The 18,456-nt window shown below is 48.3% G+C and carries 13 protein-coding genes and 1 riboswitch; of the genes, 12 read left to right on the top strand and 1 reads right to left on the bottom strand.

Features of this window, described 5'->3' with window-relative positions:
- Positions 1 to 41: 41 nt before the first annotated feature.
- From OCV96_RS07060 to OCV96_RS07045, 4 genes are all read left to right on the top strand, one after another.
- Positions 42 to 1,352 carry a glycoside hydrolase family 28 protein gene (locus OCV96_RS07060; protein WP_119624002.1) on the top strand — a complete coding sequence of 437 codons (1,311 nt, stop codon included), beginning with the start codon at positions 42 to 44 and terminating at the stop codon, positions 1,350 to 1,352.
- Between the two features lie 74 nt (positions 1,353 to 1,426).
- The gene (locus OCV96_RS07055) at positions 1,427 to 2,899 is read left to right on the top strand and encodes a C69 family dipeptidase (RefSeq protein WP_262594015.1); all 1,473 of its coding nucleotides are present in this window, start codon (positions 1,427 to 1,429) and stop codon (positions 2,897 to 2,899) included.
- A 204-nt stretch (positions 2,900 to 3,103) separates the two neighbouring features.
- Complete coding sequence (locus tag OCV96_RS07050; protein WP_262594014.1) at positions 3,104 to 3,556, top strand: MarR family winged helix-turn-helix transcriptional regulator; 453 nt, start codon at positions 3,104 to 3,106, stop codon at positions 3,554 to 3,556.
- 10 nt (positions 3,557 to 3,566) lie between these two features.
- Positions 3,567 to 4,895 carry an MATE family efflux transporter gene (locus OCV96_RS07045; protein WP_262594055.1) on the top strand — a complete coding sequence of 443 codons (1,329 nt, stop codon included), beginning with the start codon at positions 3,567 to 3,569 and terminating at the stop codon, positions 4,893 to 4,895.
- 587 nt (positions 4,896 to 5,482) lie between these two features.
- On the opposite strand, the gene OCV96_RS07040 is transcribed toward OCV96_RS07045, so the two are convergent.
- Positions 5,483 to 7,147, bottom strand: a complete 1,665-nt coding sequence (locus OCV96_RS07040) for a GGDEF domain-containing protein (RefSeq protein ID WP_262594013.1) — start codon at positions 7,145 to 7,147, stop codon at positions 5,483 to 5,485.
- 135 nt (positions 7,148 to 7,282) lie between these two features.
- A riboswitch (glycine riboswitch) is annotated at positions 7,283 to 7,402 on the top strand.
- Positions 7,403 to 7,477: 75 nt separating this feature from the next.
- On the opposite strand from OCV96_RS07040, the gene OCV96_RS07035 reads away from it, so the two are divergent.
- From OCV96_RS07035 to OCV96_RS07000, 8 genes are all read left to right on the top strand, one after another.
- Positions 7,478 to 8,890 carry an alanine/glycine:cation symporter family protein gene (locus OCV96_RS07035; RefSeq protein WP_227733976.1) on the top strand — a complete coding sequence of 471 codons (1,413 nt, stop codon included), beginning with the start codon at positions 7,478 to 7,480 and terminating at the stop codon, positions 8,888 to 8,890.
- Between the two features lie 69 nt (positions 8,891 to 8,959).
- Positions 8,960 to 10,291 carry an MATE family efflux transporter gene (locus OCV96_RS07030; protein ID WP_262594012.1) on the top strand — a complete coding sequence of 444 codons (1,332 nt, stop codon included), beginning with the start codon at positions 8,960 to 8,962 and terminating at the stop codon, positions 10,289 to 10,291.
- Positions 10,292 to 10,491: 200 nt separating this feature from the next.
- The gene (locus tag OCV96_RS07025) at positions 10,492 to 12,240 is read left to right on the top strand and encodes a methyl-accepting chemotaxis protein (RefSeq protein ID WP_227062219.1); all 1,749 of its coding nucleotides are present in this window, start codon (positions 10,492 to 10,494) and stop codon (positions 12,238 to 12,240) included.
- Positions 12,241 to 12,491: 251 nt separating this feature from the next.
- Positions 12,492 to 13,931 (top strand): methyl-accepting chemotaxis protein, encoded by a 1,440-nt coding sequence (locus tag OCV96_RS07020; RefSeq protein WP_262594011.1) that lies wholly within the window; start codon positions 12,492 to 12,494, stop codon positions 13,929 to 13,931.
- 51 nt (positions 13,932 to 13,982) lie between these two features.
- Positions 13,983 to 16,079, top strand: coding sequence for a M28 family peptidase (locus OCV96_RS07015; RefSeq protein WP_262594010.1), 2,097 nt, complete (start codon positions 13,983 to 13,985; stop codon positions 16,077 to 16,079).
- A gap of 90 nt (positions 16,080 to 16,169) precedes the next feature.
- On the top strand, positions 16,170 to 16,805 hold the full coding sequence (locus tag OCV96_RS07010) for a GNAT family N-acetyltransferase (protein WP_119623995.1): 636 nt from the start codon (positions 16,170 to 16,172) through the stop codon (positions 16,803 to 16,805).
- 154 nt (positions 16,806 to 16,959) lie between these two features.
- A complete protein-coding gene (locus OCV96_RS07005; protein WP_118669749.1) occupies positions 16,960 to 17,961 on the top strand; it encodes a helix-turn-helix domain-containing protein in 1,002 nt (333 codons plus the stop codon).
- 48 nt (positions 17,962 to 18,009) lie between these two features.
- On the top strand, positions 18,010 to 18,456 hold a 447-nt coding region (locus OCV96_RS07000), incomplete at its 3' end, for a signal peptidase II (protein ID WP_262594009.1).

Raw genomic sequence — 18,456 nt, 5'->3', positions numbered from 1 at the left:
CAAAGTATCCATGAAAATATTCAAAGGAGAAAACAATAACCATGTATAATCAGAATTATAAAGTAGAAATTCCCCAGTTCCCGGACCGGGAGGTGTCCATAGCAGAATACGGCGCGAAGAGCGGCGATTTGCAGATCGAGACCGGCAGACACAATGCGGAGGCCATTAACCGCGCGATCTGCGAAGTGTCGGAGCAGGGGGGCGGTACGGTAAGAGTTCCCGCAGGCATCTGGGCGGTGGCTCCGCTCCGGCTGTTAAGCGGTGTCAATCTTCATCTGGACAGTCAGGCTATGTTAAAATTCATCAAGTCCAAAGAGGACTATCCGCTGCGGATCACCAGCTATGAAGGTCAGGACTGCATTCGCACCGTATCTCCCGTTACCGCGGAAAATGCAGAAAATATCGCCATTACCGGAGAAGGCATCATTGACGGCAGCGGTGATAAATGGCGTCCGATCAAGAAGTTTAAGATGACGGAAAAGCAGTGGGATGCGTTGTTTACCATCAGTCCTTATGTGTTAGAGACGAAAGAAACAGCGATCTGGATGCCCACAGAGTCGATTTTAAAAGGAAATCACCACAACATTCAGGGAAACACCGAGGAAGCACTGGCTGCCGCGGCACCCTATTACGATTTTTACCGCCCGGTGATGATCAGTCTGCGCCATTGCAAAAATGTGCTTCTGCAAGGCGTAACGTTCATGAACTCTCCGGCATGGAATATCCACCCCTATTTCTGCGAGAACCTTACGGTGGAGCATATACAGGTCCGCAATCCTTATTATGCCCAGAACGGTGACGGCATTGATGTGGAGTCCTGCACTAATGTGCATATTCATCACAGTGTTTTTGAGACCGGAGATGATGCCATCTGCATGAAGTCCGGCAAAAATGCCATTGCCCGCAAGATTCAGGGGCCCTGCAGCAATGTTTACATCCATGACTGTCTGGTGAACGAAGGCCATGGCGGCTTCGTCATCGGCAGTGAGATGTCCCGCGGAGTAAAGGATATTCTGGTGGAGAACTGTACTTTCGTGGGAACCGATGTGGGTGTCCGCATGAAGAGTGCGCTGGGCCGCGGCGGCGTGGTGGAAAATATCACTCTCCGCAATATCCATATGAGCGAGATCAAGGGCGAGGCAGTAATCCTGACCATGTCCTATGTGCTCAATTCCCTGAACCGGGAAGAGACCATTGCCATGGAAAATGAGGACGACATCCCGTATTTCAGAAATCTGCAGATGGAGAATATTGAAGTCACCGGCTGCAGACAGTTCACAAAGATCGAGCCTTTACAGGGCAGGCCGGAGACAATTCAAAATGTAGTCATTAACGGACAGAAGCTGGCATAAGTGCCAGGACTGGAACACAGATTTCCGGTGCCGGAGAAGAAAATTTTGAAACACAGTATCAGGAGGTAATGATTATGCCATGTACAACCATATTAGTAGGAAAAAAGGCATCTTATGACGGTTCCACCATGATCGCCCGGAATGACGATTCTCCTTCGGGGCAGTTCACACCGAAGAAATTCGTTGTGGTGCATCCGGAAGAACAGCCGAAAAAATACAAATCCGTGCTTTCCCATGTGGAGATCGATCTGCCGGAGGATCCCATGCGTTATACCGCAGTCCCCAATGCACTGGACGGAGAGGGTATCTGGGCAGCGCACGGTGTCAATGCGGCAGGTGTGGGCATGACGGCCACAGAGACCATCACTTCCAATGCCAGAGTTCTGGGAGCGGATCCACTGGTGGAATATGTTCCGGCGAAGGATGGTGTGGAAGAGATATCCGGCGGCATCGGCGAGGAGGACATTGTGTCTCTGGTGCTTCCTTACATTCACAGTGCCAGAGAGGGTGTCACACGTCTGGGAAGCCTGTTGGAGAAATACGGTACCTACGAGATGAACGGTATTGCTTTTTCCGATAAAAACGAGATCTGGTGGCTGGAGACCATCGGCGGCCATCACTGGATCGCCCGGAGAGTGCCGGACGACGCTTATGTGGTGATGCCGAACCAGTTCGGAATCGATGCCTTTGATCTGGAAGATGCGCTGACGGAGCAAAAGGAGCATATGTGTTCCGCGGATCTGAAAGAATTTATTGAAAAGAACCACCTGGATCTGTCACAGGACGGCAGTTTTTCCGCCAGAGATGCCTTTGGAAGCCATGACGATTCCGACCATGTATACAATACCGCAAGAGCCTGGTATATGCTGCGGACCCTGAATCCCCGTACAAAGGTCTGGGATGGCCCGAATGCAGAGTACACACCGTTTTCCGATGATCTGCCCTGGTGCATGGTGCCTGAGAAGAAGATCACGGTGGAGGACGTAAAATACGTGCTGTCTTCCCATTATCAGGGAACACCCTATGATCCTTATGCTTCGTATGGGGATAAAACTATGTGTGGAGCCTATCGTTCCATCGGCATCAACCGCAATGACGTCATGACCCTGATCCAGATGCGTCCGGAGGGAGAGCCGGTTCAGTGGCTGGCGCTGGCCTCTAATGCCTTTAATGTACTGGCACCTTTTTATACCGGCATCGATAGGACACCTGAGTACCTGTCAGCGACCACCGGAAAAGTATCCACGGAGAACTTCTACTGGATGAGCCGTATGATCGCAGCCATGGCAGATGCTTCTTACAACAAATCCGTGTTCCACATTGAGCGCTATCAGGAAAATGTGGCGGCGAAGAGCCATGTGATCCTGAATCGCTACGATGCATTGCTGGCGCAGGAGAACGAAGAGGACAAATGTAAGAAATTGCAGGAAGAAGCCAACGAAAAGACGGCCCAAATGCTGCGGGAGGCAGCAGCTGACACGCTGGACAAGGTACTGTACGAACTTAGCGGACAGATGAAAAATGCCTATGCCAGATCGGATGCGTAAACAATCATCCAGGTGGAAACTTCATGATCTGAATGAAGAGAAAGGAAAACAGCAGATTCTCCAAAAGAGTCTGCTTTTTTTGTGTTTATGAAAATATCTCATTGACAAATTGAAATTGGCTCCATATAATTACCAAAGATAATTACCAGTGGTAACTATAAAGACAATTAAAGAATAGAAAAAAGATATCAGAGAGGAAAAAGAATGACGGTTCAGACCATAAAACGAATGTTGGATGCCTGTTATCAGGCAAAACGGATCCGGGAGATGCTTCCGGCGCTGCCCTCAGGCGTGACACCTTCTTATATTCATTTCCTGGATGTGATCCAGATCATGGAGAGGCAGGGGGTTGCTGTGAAGATTTCAGATATCAGTGACTATCTGAATATCCCCCGTCCCGGCGTGACACGGACAGTAAAAGAAATGGAAGAAAAGGGGTATCTGCGGAAAGCCAATGCGGCGGAAGACGGCAGGATCACCTATATTTCTCTGACAGAAGAGGGACGAAAACTGTCGGAAAAATATAATGAGAATTATTTTGCCGGTCTGGCACCGTATCTGGAGAGCATTTCCGAAGTAGATGCGGAAGCTATGATACACGCCATAGAGACTTTTTATCAGGTGATGTGCGAGAGGAGAGAGTATTTTGAAAAATAAAGAAAATGACATGATGGATTTTACACAGGGAAGTATTTTGAAAAAATTACTTCGCTTCATGGTTCCTATTTTGGGAGCACTGATCTTACAGGCGGCCTACGGTGCAGTGGATCTGCTGGTAGTGGGACGTTTCGGCTCCACCTCCGGACTTTCCGGTGTATCCACCGGCAGTCAGGTGCTGAATCTGGTGACCTTTGTGGTGACTCAGCTGGCCATGGGTATCACCGTGCTGATCGCACGGTATCTGGGAGAGAAGAAGGAGGAGCAGATCGGCAGTATCATCGGCGGCGGAACCGTTGTATTTGCAGTGATTTCACTGGTGTTGTTCGTGGTCATGGTTGGTTTTGCCCGGCCTATTGCAGTTCTTATGCAGGCGCCGGAAGAGGCTGTAGGGCTGACCGCAGCCTACATCCGGATCTGCGGTGCGGGAATCTTTTTTATCGTGGCATATAATGTATTGTCCGCGATCTTTCGAGGACTTGGCGACAGCAATTCACCGCTGCTTTTTGTCTTCGTGGCATGCATTGTCAATGTCGTGGGTGATCTGGTGCTGGTGGCAGGACTGGGCATGGATGCCATGGGAGCAGCGCTGGCTACTGTTTTTGCACAGGCATTGAGCGTAGTGTTTGCAATTGTACGCCTTGTGAAAAAGGGGCTGCCCTTTACCATTACCGGATACGATTTCCGTTGGAATCCCCAGTGCGGTAAATTCCTGCAGATTGGTCTGCCGTTAGCTTTGCAGGAGTGTCTGACGCAAGGCTCTTTCCTGGCACTGTGTGCCTTTGTCAACCGCCTGGGACTGGAAGCTTCCTCTGGCTACGGCGTGGCATGCAAAATCGTTAACTTTGCCATGCTGATCCCCGGTGCACTGATGCAGTCCACTTCTTCTTTCGTGTCACAGAATGTAGGTGCCGGAGAACAGAAGCGGGCGAAGAAGACCATGTTCACCGGTATCGGCATCGGACTTTTGGTGGGATGCTTTGCCTTTTCACTGGTGTTCTTCCGGGGGGATCTGCTGGCAGGTATCTTCTCCGCGGATGCGGCAGTGGTGCAGAGAGGATATGAGTATCTGAAAGGTTTCGCACCGGAGACACTATTGACTGCTGTGCTGTTCAGCATGATGGGATATTTTAACGGTAATGGCAAGACCGTGTGGGTCATGCTTCAGGGACTGATCCAGACACTTCTCGTCCGACTTCCTTTCGCTTACTATATGAGTATCCAACCGGACGCAAGTCTCACCAATATCGGCCTCGCAGCCCCCATCTCTACTGCAGTGGGCATTGTTCTGAATGTGGCTTTTTTTCTCTATTTGGAACATGCTGCCAAGCGTAGTTAATTGAGAGTTACGCGGGCAATGAGCCGCGCATAGGCATAGTGAGGACAGCGATGGGCGCTTGCGCACAAATCGCTGTCTTATTCGATACGCGGGGCGTAATCATCAAATTTAGTCAATTAAGCCCCGGCAGTCTTACGATAGCGGGGCTTAATTATCAAATATTGTGCGTAACGCCCCATACCTTGGTTTAAGGATACAGAGAAGCTTGTTCCTATCACCTGTGTCCACGCTGAGGCGGAAGGTTTCCAGCAGAAAAGGACTGTTCCCCCGGGCGTAGATGCGGCGGAGACTGTGAGATTTTCTTAGAAAGTGGTTAGCCGGTAAGCGACATGGATGGCAGCGTAAAGGCGGCCCCATCATGATGAGAAACACTTGACCACTTTCCTTTAGAAAATCCACAGTTGTAGCTAGCATCCGAGTCCGGGGGGCAGTCCTTTTCTGCGTGGGGGCTATGGCAACCCTACGTTACGAGCCATGTCCCCAATTCATAAATGTTTCGCAAAGGGCACTCCACATTTGTTGGCAGTTCTCTGCAATGAGCCACGCTATTCATAAGATTGTCAGCAAAAACGCTGCAAATCCTATGATCAATTTTCTGTTTTCATTCGTCGTTTCGCCTCATACATTTTGGCATCGGCCTCCCGGACCATATCGTCCATGGAACGAGGCATAGTATGGGTCAGTACGGAATATCCCATGGCTACAGTAATGGGATGCTCGGAACCGTCAGGAAGCTTCAGAGTTCCCAGAGACGCTTCGAAATCTCTTTGCAGCTTGAGAAATTCTTTTTCGGAATCGGATACGGTCGACAGGAATACGAACTCATCTCCGCCGATCCGGTAACATTTTCCTAAGGAACCAAGATGTGCCGACAGAGTATCCGCTACCCGGCGGATCATTTCATCACCGCTTTGGTGACCGTAGGTGTCGTTCACATATTTGAGGCTATTCACATCGTACAGTGCCAGCAACACATGAAAATTATGGGATGCGTCCAGTCTTTTCAATTCTTCCATATAGGAAGTACGGTTCAGCAGGTCGGTCAGACCGTCGCGATAAGCCAGGCGGCTGAGCAGCTGCATGCGAACACCTTCCTGATAGTTGGTCATGAGGCGCAGGGTAACCTGGACTGCTTCCATGATCAGGAACATAAGCACACCGATCCGTGTGAAGAAGCTGGTCTCGGGAGCACTGCCGAACCATAGCAGCAGGATATCCAGTAGAACGCCAAAGCACAGACACAGAATTCCAAGGTTATGATATAGATTGTGCTTCAGATGCTGTCTTTGATTCTGATAAAACCCCTTGCCGATGGCATAGATAACAAGTGCGATCAGAATGCCAAAAGTAATATGGGTCAGACGAAGACTTTCATGGAAGTCCTTGAGACCGGTCAGATTCAGGCAGAAACGTATACTGAAATCCATGACACTGATCAGGCATACTGTCTGTACCATCACAGGGGAGTACTCTGTATACATTTTGCCAAGGTACAGAAACAGTGGAATGGTGATCAGCATCATAAAAAGTTCCGCAATTGTATGATAAATATGGCTGTTACGCAGGATCAGCTGCAGCATACGGTTATCTGCCAACATAAAGATACCGGTATTCAGAGCAAATAATCCCAGATAAAGCATCTCACTGCCGATGATGTGCTTCTTGTGTAATGGCAGATAAAACAGGATAAATGCCAGACCAAGATGGGCGATCAGGAAGCTGATGCCGAATCCGGGTGCCTTGTCGCGGATGCGGCTTATCAGGATATCTTCACTACGTCCCAGGTACATATGATTGATCTTGCCACTGCCGTCTCCGTAAGGATTATCGATCACCAGGGTGAGCGTGCGCCCGGAATCTTCCCGGTAGATGGGCAGAGAGACATAAGAGGCTCCCGGCGTCTTGCCGAAGAAAACTCCCTCCGGTCGTATGGCCTCATAGATCTGCCGGTCGTCTATCAGGATCGTGACATTGGAACTTTTATAAAAAAAGAAAAGTGCCATGTCGTGAGTCAGCGCAGGAAGCTTCTTGGTCACTGTGCAGGTGCCGCTGATATGGGAAAAATCAACGGGGCTTCCATCGGAGGTGGTCCAGCCTTCTGAAAAGTCAATATAATCCGATATTGCCGGCTCACGGTTCTGCCTGGGCAGACTGTAGTACAGTACCGTAAAAATCACAGAACACATGATCAGGAAAAACAGTCCACGTATAATGGAATATGAAGTTTTGTGATTGTTCGTGTTAGTATTCATATGAATTATATTATAGTAATTAGGTACCATAAAAGTCAATGCCTGTGTTGGTCAGATCAATGACTAAAGATAAAAAAAAGTTGCAATGGGTGAAAAAGTATGCTATTGTGATTTTGTTGCCGCTTTAGCGCGGTAAAGATTTACTCTGGAGAGTCCTTCCACGGAAAGCAATTATCATATTTCCGTATAGAAGGCGCCGAAGGTGTACGGCAGTAAAGCTGCCAATCTCTCAGGCAAAAGGACAGAGCATCTATATGCTTATTCCCATTCTCTTCGGAAGAAATCAATCTACGATAGGACGTCACAAGAGGTGACGGAAGGAGAGGGAATATGTTAGACATGATTAGTAACTTTCTGACCACAGTGGATGATTTCGTCTGGGGCATCCCCCTGATCGTCCTCATTCTGGCGACCGGTCTTTTTCTTACAGCCAGACTTCATTTTTTGCAGATCACGAAGCTTCCCCATGCAATCAAACACTTAATTGCCAATGAAAAGTCGGGCGAAGACGGCGAAGTATCCAGCTTTGCGGCACTGTGTACGGCATTGTCCGCTACCATCGGAACCGGTAATATCGTTGGCGTGGCAACGGCTATTGTAGCAGGCGGCCCCGGAGCTTTGTTCTGGATGTGGATCGCTGCGCTGGTAGGTACGGCTACGAAGTATTCCGAGTGTCTGCTGGCGGTGAAGTATCGTGTGGTAGCAGAGGACGGACACATCATCGGTGGACCCTTCTACTATATCGAGAACGGTATGGGCAAGAGCTGGAAATGGCTGGCGAAGATCTTCGCTTTTATGGGTGTATGCGTAGGATTGTTCGGTATCGGAACCTTTACCCAGATCAACGGTATCACCAGTGCAGTACATAATTTCTTCGATGCAAATAATGCACATACCGTACAGCTCTTCGGCATGGACTATTCCTGGAGCGTGGTGATCTCCGGAATCCTTTTGACCATCTGCGTGGCACTGGTAGTTATCGGTGGATTAAAGCGTATCTCCACCGTGGCACAGGTCATCGTTCCTTTTATGGCAGTGACTTATGTAGTAGCCTGTCTGTTAGTATTGATCTTTAATGTAACGGCCATTCCGGCAGCTATCGTAACCATTGTACAGAGTGCGTTTGGTATGCGTGCCGTAGCCGGCGGTGCTTTGGGAGCGGTTATCATGGCAATGCAGAAGGGTATTGCGAGAGGTATTTTCTCCAACGAAGCCGGTATCGGTAGTGCACCGATCGCAGCGGCTGCAGCGCAGAACGACTCTCCTGCCAAACAGGGTCTGATCTCAATGATGGGTACCATCATTGATACTCTGATCATTTGTACCATGACCGGTCTTACGATCGTAATTACCGATTCCTGGAACGTAGGTCTGGACGGCGTGGATGTTACCACCAGAGCTTTCCAGCAGGGGCTGCCTTTTAACAGCTTTATTGCATCCTTTATCCTGATGGTATGCCTGGTATTCTTTGCATTTACCACGATCCTCGGTTGGGATTACTACAGCGAGAGATGCCTGGAATACCTGATCGGTCAGAAGCCGAAGGCAATCAAAGTATACCGTTGGATCTACATTGCCTGCGTATTCATCGGACCCTACATGACTGTTAAGGCAGTATGGACCATCGCAGATATCTTCAACGGTCTGATGGCGATCCCGAATCTGATCGCACTGTTGGCATTAAATGGTGTTGTGGTGGCTGAGACCAAGAAATACCTTGACAATGCCAAGAAAAAGTTTTAAAAAAGTTCTGTAGCCCTATCACGCGGGAAAATCTATATTTTTCCCGGAAGTGTAGAAGTGAGGAACTATATGAAAGATCTTACAAAGGGCAGACCGTCAGTTTTGATACTGACGTTTGCCCTTCCTATTTTTTTGGCCAATTTATTGCAACTTACTTACAGTCTGGCAGATACCCGCATCGTAGGTACTTTTCTGGGAGATAATGCCCTGGCGGCAGTGGGGGCCACGACGACGCTGAGCAATCTGATCGTACAATTCCTGATGGGAATGTGCAATGGCTTTGCTATTATTTCGGCACAGTGCTTCGGAGCGAAGGATATGGACAGATTGCGCAGATCCTTGGGCAATTCTCTGGTGCTTGGCCTATTGGCAGCTGTGGTACTGACGATAGGAGGGCTTGTATTTTTGCAGCCGATCCTCAGATTCCTGAATGTGCCGAAAAATCTGCTGAACACAGCAACACAGTATGTATCCGTGATCATAGCGGGACTTGTTGTTACATTACTATATGATGTATTAGCGGCGACCCTAAGAGCAATCGGAGATACCGTGACCCCGCTGATCGTGCTGGCGGTGTCGGTGGTGCTGAATATCGGAGGAGATCTGCTTCTGATCGTGGTGCTGCATATGGGAGTGCTGGGCGCTGCAGTTGCTACTGTGCTGTCGCAGCTGATCGCTGTGGTGGTGTGTGCGATCTATCTGTGGAAAAAGTATGAAATTCTGCGGATACGTGTGAATGATCTGAAGCTGCAGGATGCCGGAATGCTCCGCAATATGTTAAGCTCCGGCCTTTCCATGGGGTTCATGAGCTCACTGGTCAATATCGGTACATTGACATTGCAGACCTCCATCAATAAGCTGGGACAGAATATTATCATTGCCCATACGGCAGCCCGCAAGATCTCCGAGATCTTCATGATCATGTTCAGCGTCTTCGGTCAGACCATGGCGACCTATTGCGGACAAAATCTGGGAGCCGGCAAAATCGAACGGATCCGCAGAGGAATCCTGTTGGCAACCGGTTATACCTGCATCTGGTGTACGCTTAATATTGTGACTGCTTATACCATCGGTGACTGGCTGGTATGGCTGGTCACGGGCAGTGAAAACCCGGAAGTGGTCTACAATGCAACGTTATATCTCAAGGTAGATACTTTGTTCTATTATGTGACGGCGGTAATCTGTATTGTGAGAAATGCCATGCAGGGGTTGGGAGAACGTATTGTACCGCTGATCTCCAGCTCACTGGAAATGATAGGGAAAATTGTGATCGCGGCGACGCTGGTTCCCATGTTCGGATACCCGGGTGTCATCGCGGCGGAGCCTATTGTGTGGTTTATCATGATCATTCCGCTATTGATAAAGATACTGCGTATGCCGGTCTGGAAGCAGAAAACTTAACTGTTTCGTAAACAAAAAGAGATATTTTCACTTAACGTTAAGGAAAAATGACCAAATTTAACAATAAAATACTTGTAATTTTGTCGAATTGTATTACTATATGGAAAATGTTACAATGAATTCACTGAGAAAATACTTAAACGTTTTCGAGATGGATCGAATGTGATAAAGTCTTTTACAGAAAGGCAGATGTGGTAAGCATGAAGAAGACAGAGAATAAGAAAACGAAAGTAAAAGGGAACAAAAAGCCATTTTTCACAATTTCCAAAAAGATACTGGCGTTGAGCCTTCTGCCGATGATCATTGTATGTGCACTGGTGGCTACGGTGGGGGCCAAAGCATTAGAGACCGGAATTGAGAAACAGATTGAGCAGTCTCTGCAGATCGTTGGTGTCAGTGTGGATGAAACCTACACGAATCTGTATGAAGGCGATTACACCAGAGATAAGGGAGGCAAGGTGCGCAAGGGCGGCACATCCATTTCCGGGGAGACACAGTTGATCGATGGATTGCAGGAGAAGACAGGCTTCCAGGTGTCTTTTCTGTATGGAAATATGCGTCTGATCACGACATTGACCAAGCCGGAAGGAGGACGTATTAACGGTACGGCGCTGGAAGACGATGTCTATGCACAGATTCAGACTGGGGAGGCTTTGTTCCTGACGGACTGCAACATTTCCGAGGTAGATTATTATGTATATTATCAGCCATTGATCAATTCTGATGGCTCTGTGATCGGTGCCATCGAAGTGGCGACGCCGATGCAGAATGTCAAGGATACAATCTCGATGCAGGTGAAGGATATTATTCTGATTGCTGTGGCATGTGTTCTTGTGGCGGCAACGCTGGTAAGCGTATTATCCCGTAGCATGGTGAAGACCATGAAGAAGACGAAGCATTTCCTAGGCAGGATCGTGAACGGAGAACTGGATGCAGAACCGGATGAAAAGCAGTGCCGTAAAAAGGATGAACTTGGAGATGTATATCGTATTTCTGTAAAACTGCAAAAAACTCTCCGTTCGATCGTAACAGAGATCAAGGATTCCGCGGATGATCTGACAGCATCTTCCAACAAACTGATCAAGATGGCACAGGATACCCAGGAATCTGTGAATGATGTATACCATGCTGTCGGCGAGATATCAGACGGCGCAAGGAATCAGGCCAATGAGACAACGGATGCTAATGAAAATGTAGTGCGTATCGGCGAGCAGATCGAATATATATCTGAGGAAGTAAAATCTCTGACGGATTATGCCGGCAGGATGGCAGAAGCAGAGAAAGCCTCCGAAGAGATCATGAAGGAACTGAACGGCTCCAACGAGAGCACCAAGGAATCTGTCCTGCGGGTAGCGGAACAGATTACGGATATGAACGGAGCAATTCAGAATATCACCAAGGCAGTATCCATGATTCAGGATATTGCGGACGAGACAGATCTGCTGTCACTGAATGCCAGCATTGAAGCAGCCAGAGCCGGAGAAGCGGGAAGAGGTTTTGCAGTGGTAGCAGAGCAGATCAGCAAGCTGGCTGACCAGTCTAAGCGCTCCGCAACCGAGATCGAGCAGATCATCCAAAATATCATGGAGTCTTCCGGCAGAATGGTGGAGATCATGGGTGAAGTGGAAGCCAACATGAATCACCAGCAGAGCAAGTTAGAGGAGACCGGTGTGAAGACTGCGGCAGTAGCGGATGGTGTGGAGAATTCCCTGCAGCATATCGGCGGTATCCGGGAGAAGATGGATGTCTTAGGACAGTCCGGAAGCGCGATCCGTGATGTAGTGGAAGGATTGTCGGCAATCTCCGAACAGAATGCAGCATCCGCAGACAGTACCATGCAGGCGGCTCATGGCATGAGTGATACCATGACAGAACTGATGAATTCTTCTGAGAACCTGTTGGCATTAGCGGATAAGCTGGAAAAGGTACTGGATGTTTTCAAGGTATAAAGAGGGTGCTGGAAGCTGTCCGGCAGGGAGATAACATATAAATGACAGAAAATGCAGTCCGTTTTTCATAGAAAACCGGACTGCATTTTCGTGTGCTTTATTGACGGGGATACCATCATGAATTACAATATAAGGGATGTGAGGAATTACGTTATGAATTTAAGGTCTTTCACCCACTTATAAGCAAGCTCATATGGGCTTAGACTTTTTGAGCCTGGCATAATATCATACGGGAGAGAAGGAGAATGCAAATGAAAGAGTTGGAACGAAGTAACCGGGTAGCCATGATAGCACATGGTGTGATCAATGCATGTATGCTTTTCATTAGCGTGATCGGATTTGTTGAACACACAGTGTCGGTTCCGGTATTGGCAGTGCTGATGCTTCTTGGGATCATACCGGTTCTTGCAGAATTTATTTGCTGGAAGAGGGATCATGCGACCAAAGCTATAAAACATCTGTCACTGATCGGATTTGCGTTGTTTTATACGGTGCTGCTTTTTACGGCACAGTGCAATATGGTGTATGCATTTGTAATTCCCATGATGTTTGCAGTCATGCCTTATCATGATGTCAAGGCATTTGCACTTATTAATGTGGGGACGGTGGTAGAGAATATCCTGGTGGTGCTCCTGGGAGCCACACAAGGGGGATTTGGCTATCTGGGGCAGGACGCAGGATTTATACAGATTTCGGTAATGATTCTGCTGTGCATTACATCCATCTATGCTACCATATCCAACCAGAAGAACACCGATGAAAATATAGAGAGCATTACAGCTGCGCAGGACCGCGCGGAAGCAACCTTACGTGAGGTCATGGAAATGAGCAGCCGGATGGAGACTTCAGTAGCTGATATCACAGCGGAATTGAATAAACTGGAAACTGCTTTTGACAGTACCAAAACAGCCATGGAGGAGGTGTCTGCAGGTTCCGGGGAGTCTGCAGCGGCGATTCAGCAGCAGACGTCCCAGACGGAGGCTATTCAGGAAAAAGTAAATACTGTGGGTGAAGTGGCAGAGACGATCGGAAGCAATATGGAACATACGATAGAAATGCTGGATGCCGGAAAAGAAGAGATGACAGGTCTGAAGGAGCAGGCAGAGGATTCTGCAAGAAACAGTGAACTGGCGGCACAGAAGCTGGAAACGCTGGATCATTATATGCAGGAGATGCATTCCATCGTGGAAATCATCAGCAAAATAGCTAATCAGACCAGTCTTCTGGCGCTGAATGCCAGCATAGAAGCAGCCAGAGCCGGTGAAGCCGGCCGCGGTTTCTCCGTAGTGGCGACGGAGATTTCGGGAATGGCCACCCAGACAAAGGATGCTACCGGCAACATCGCGGAGTTGATCCAAAATGTATCCGGAGCGATTGGAGAAGTGGTGACGGTCATCCGTCAGATGATAGACGGTATCGGCAGCCAAAGGGAAGGAACGATGCGCGCGGCGGACAGTTTCACGGCAATTGAAGACAGCAGCTATACGATCGTGGATAATCTGGGTGAGATGCTTCAGACAGTAGAAGCTCTGAAAACAGCCAACCAGGAGATCGTGGATTCCATTCAGACAATCTCAGCGACTACGGAAGAAGTGTCTGCCCATGCCAGTGAGACACTGGAAGCGGAAGAGAGAAACAGAGAGATTCTGCAGAAAATTACTGAAAATATGAATTCTATGGTAAAAAAATAAGTAACGGTTCCTGTGACAGAACGGACAGGATAGAAACAGGAGTGACAGAATATGCATGACAACGGGGTGACTTTACAGAAAAAGGTGTTACAGAATCTGGATATACCGTATTCGTATGAACTGGCAAAACGAATGGAACAATACCGGTCACATCCGACACTGGGGTATCGCCCGGCGGGTTCTAAGGCAGAATTTGAGACCGGAGAGATGCTGAAGACAGAAATGGAAAAAATCGGACTGTCTGAGGTTACAAAGGATGCTGTGACGGTAGACGGCTGGGAATTTCATAAGGCAGCGTTGAGCTACACGAATGCGGCCGGGGAGACCGTGTCAGCAGAATTGGGAGCCTATCAGACAACCTTTGTCACCGATGGTCCCAAGGAATTTTCCATGATGTATCTGGGAAAAGGAACGGAGACGGACTATCAGGGAAAAGATGTCAGGGATAAACTGGTACTGGTGGAGATTAACCAGAGGGATGAGTGGTGGATCAATTATCCGGTATACCAGGCACATCTGAAAGGAGCTGCAGCCCTGATCGCAGTGCAGAGCGGCGGCTACGGTGAAATCGACGATGAAGCTCTGAATGCACAGGATATCGCCGGACCGGAGGATGCTCCCGCTTTTTCCATTTCCAGAAAAGATGCGGCAGGCCTGTTGGAGCTGCTGCGTGATCAGGAGGAAATAACGGTCACCTTTGATGCGGAATCCAGGGTGACCAGGAACTGCACGACTTATAATATTGTGGGTAAGATTCCCGGGAAACATCCGGACCGCATGGTGCTTTTGTCTGCACACTATGATTCCTATTTTGACGGATTCCAGGATGACAATACAGCGGTCGCCTTGATGTTTGGTATTGCAAAGGCGTTGCGGGACAGTGGTTTTCAACCGAACAATACCATTGTGATCTGTGCCATGGCATCCGAGGAATGGGGCGTGGTGGATTCCAATTTCGACTGGTCTACGGGAGCTTATGAGCAGATATTCACCGCACATCCCGAATGGGTGGGCAAGGTGATCGCAGATCTGAACTTTGAGCTTCCTGCGTTAGCGCATGGTACCAGAGCGAGGATCCGCAGCTGCTATGAATACGTCAGCTTTCTGGAGGAATATCTTGCGGATCTGCCGAATCTGACGATAGCCTATCCGGAAGAGACAGCAGTGACATCTCCGATCGAGACCTGGTCGGATGATTTTTCCATGGCGATCGCAGGTGTACCGTCCATGGTAAATGATTTCACCGGCGGAAGCTTTATGGAGACCCACTACCATTCCCAGTTTGACAACGATGAGTTTTATGATGAACAGGTATATCGTCTGCATCACGAGCTGTTTGCTCTGCTGATCCTGGCGCTCGATGAAACGGCAGTGGTACCGTTGCAGTTTTCACCGGTGGTGCAGCGGATTCGCAAGGGCTTGGAACAGTGTCGGGAGATCTGCTACCGCGCCGATGTGGCGGGGCAGCTGGGAGAGAAAAAACGGGTTTTGCTTGAAAAAATTGAGGAACTGGAGATTTTAAGTGACCGGGCACTTAGAAGATGCCGGGAGGAATATGAAGCGGTAGAGGAATACAACCGTAACTACAAACAGTTGCTTAGAGATGGAAAATACGACGAGGCGGAGAAACTTTTCCGGCAGATCAGACCGCTGGAACAGAAGCTGCTCGCAAGGTTCCAACAGGAGCAGGACGCTTTTGTGCGGATTGACTGGTACGGAAATGTGTTGTATCCTCATGAGATATGCAGTGCAAATCTGAGACTTCTGGGCGGAGCGGTGAGAAATCTGAAGGAACAGAGACTTTCCTCCGCACTTCGTAAGCTTTATCAGGTAGACAACAATGCCTATGCCTTTAATTTTGATGAAGAAGTATATAGGCATTTTACGGATTATGTATTCCATCAGCCGAAGGATCGCCTGAAATGGGGTTACGGAAGGCTGCCGGAGCATGAAAATCTATATGGAACGGTCAAGCAGCTTCTCCAAAAAGAAAAACAACTGGAGATGTTGACAGGATCCGGTATGAAGGAAATGGACTACCGGGAAGAAATTACCAGCCTGGAGCATGCATGCAGCAAGCTTGTGGTCAGCCTGATGAATATCGTGCAACAAATGGAGAGATCTGTGACAGAGATATTCGAATTGTAAGGATGGCGAGAGCAGAGCACGGAACGATCCACAGACAACAAAGCCGGGGACTGACATCATCATAATAAGGAGATAACAGTAAATACAATTATGGAAAGTGATAAGTTATATCGTGTGCAGAAGGAAGACCTTCCGAAAGTGGAGAAAATGCTGAATCAGTGCTTTGCACACGATCCGTTGTACGAGACGCTGATTCCGGATCCGGAAGTCCGTAAAAATCTGATGCCGGAGTTGTTTAAATGTGACATGGATGAATTTTATGCGACCTGTGAGATCTTCGCAGACAGCGCGGATCTGAACAGTGTATTGGTGGTATCGGATGAAGCGGAGCCGTACAATGTATTTCAGTTCTATTTTACAGAGGCCATGGCTGCTTTACAGACGGATTCCTATCTGATCAAGGAGGATCCTTCGTTAAAGACATTTCGGAATTTTATGAAGGGTGAGGATTATCTGAATTCCAGCTGGACGGATCAGCTGCATCAGAACCAACGGCTGCACATCATTTATCTGGCAGTGGATCCCACCATGCAGCATCACGGAATTGCAGCGGAGCTTCTGGAGGAAGCCATCGACTATGCCCAGAAGCACAAGCTGATGATCTCCCTGGAGACTCATAATCCAAAAAACGTGGAATTTTATGAAAAATTTGGATTCAAGGTATATGGTGTGATGGAGAAGAATTTCCCGTTAAAGCAATACTGTCTGATCCGTGAAGTACAGTAATATTGCTGAAAATTTCAGAAAAATCCGGAAACGCAACTGCCGGTTGACAAAATTTCAAGGGCACTTGGTAGTTGTCAACCGGCTCTTTTGTTATGATTTTCCTATGTCGACGATCTATGTGTGCACAAGAAAACATTAATAAAAGAAGGAGAGAATGAAAATGATCCTGTCAGAAAAAATAATAATGTTGCGTAAGAAATATGGGTGGTCCCAGGAGGAACTGGCAGAACGCCTGGACATTTCCAGACAGTCTGTATCCAAATGGGAGAGCGGAGCCTCAATCCCGGATCTGGAACGTATTGTCAGTATGAGCCAGTTGTTCGGAGTTACTACGGATTACCTATTAAAAGATGAAATGGAAGAGACGGAATTCACCGATGGAATGACACCGGAGATCACAGAGGGCAAAGTGATCACGGTGGAGGAAGCCAATACGTTTCTGGAAGCTACGAAAAAATATGCTGCCCGGATTGCTCCGGCGGTATCCTTATGTGTGCTCTCTCCTGTTGTATTGTTGTGGTTGTTGGGAATGGCAGGTGCCAAAAGAGGAGCGGTTACAGAAAATGTCGCAGGAGGAATCGGTCTCATCGTACTGTTACTGATGGTGGTAGTTGCGGTAGCGGTATTTCTTCTCACCGGAATCCCGTATAATAAATATGAATATCTGGAAAAAGAAAAGCTGACATTGCAATATGGGGTGTCCGGAATCGTGGAGAAAGCAAAAGAAACATTTGCGGGAACCTACCGGATCTGCATAACCCTGGGTGTTGTATTGTGTATTCTGGGAGTGGTACCGTTGCTGGCAGTATCTATTTTTTTCGGGAATAATGGTTATGCGGTAATCCTTGCTACGGATGCTTTGCTCATTGTAGTGGCGATCGCTGTATGGCTGTTCGTGTGGTCCGGTATTATCTGGGGCGGTTATCAGAAATTGCTTCAGGAGGGGGATTATACTGTGGAGAATAAGGCAGTTAACCGGAAGTATGAGCATGTGACAGCAATTTACTGGTGTGTCTGGACAGCGCTTTATCTGGCCATCAGCCTGCCGACAATGCGTTGGGACATTACCTGGGTCGTATGGCCTGTGGCCGGAGTATTGTATGGGGCACTTCTGGCGTTTCTGAAGATAAAGAATCGGAAAGCAGAGCGCAAATGAGCGGATTGCACGGGGAAATACGGACGGCGTGAAAAAGGAGCGGAATATATGACAGTGGTATGCCTTGTGATACTGGCAGGAATTTTCTGGGGAGATTTTTTCTTAAAAAATTATATAGAGTCGCATGTGGACGAGCGGGAAGAACGAGAGATCTGCAGGGGGAAACTTCTGATCCGCAAGCATCACAACAAAGGCATGATGCTCAATGCCGGACAGAAGAGAAGGCGTCTGGTGGCTGTTGTTTCACTGGCGTTTACACTGATATTGACCGTTGTCTTTATCGTGAGTCTGGGACATCGAGGCAACAATTTGCTGCGACTGGGACTATCGCTGTTGCTTGGTGGTGCCTTCAGCAATACCTATGACCGCCTTCGCAGAGGTTATGTGGTGGATTATGTGAGCTTCCCGGTGAAATGGCAGGCGTTCCGCAAGATCGTATTCAACTGCTCAGATTTCTGCATTATCATCGGTGCGTTGCTATCGGCGCTTGGAATG

The sequence above is a fragment of the Waltera acetigignens genome (assembly GCF_025567015.1).
Classification (GTDB): domain Bacteria; phylum Bacillota; class Clostridia; order Lachnospirales; family Lachnospiraceae; genus Acetatifactor; species Acetatifactor acetigignens.
This window is presented reverse-complemented; position numbering and strand designations above follow the sequence as displayed.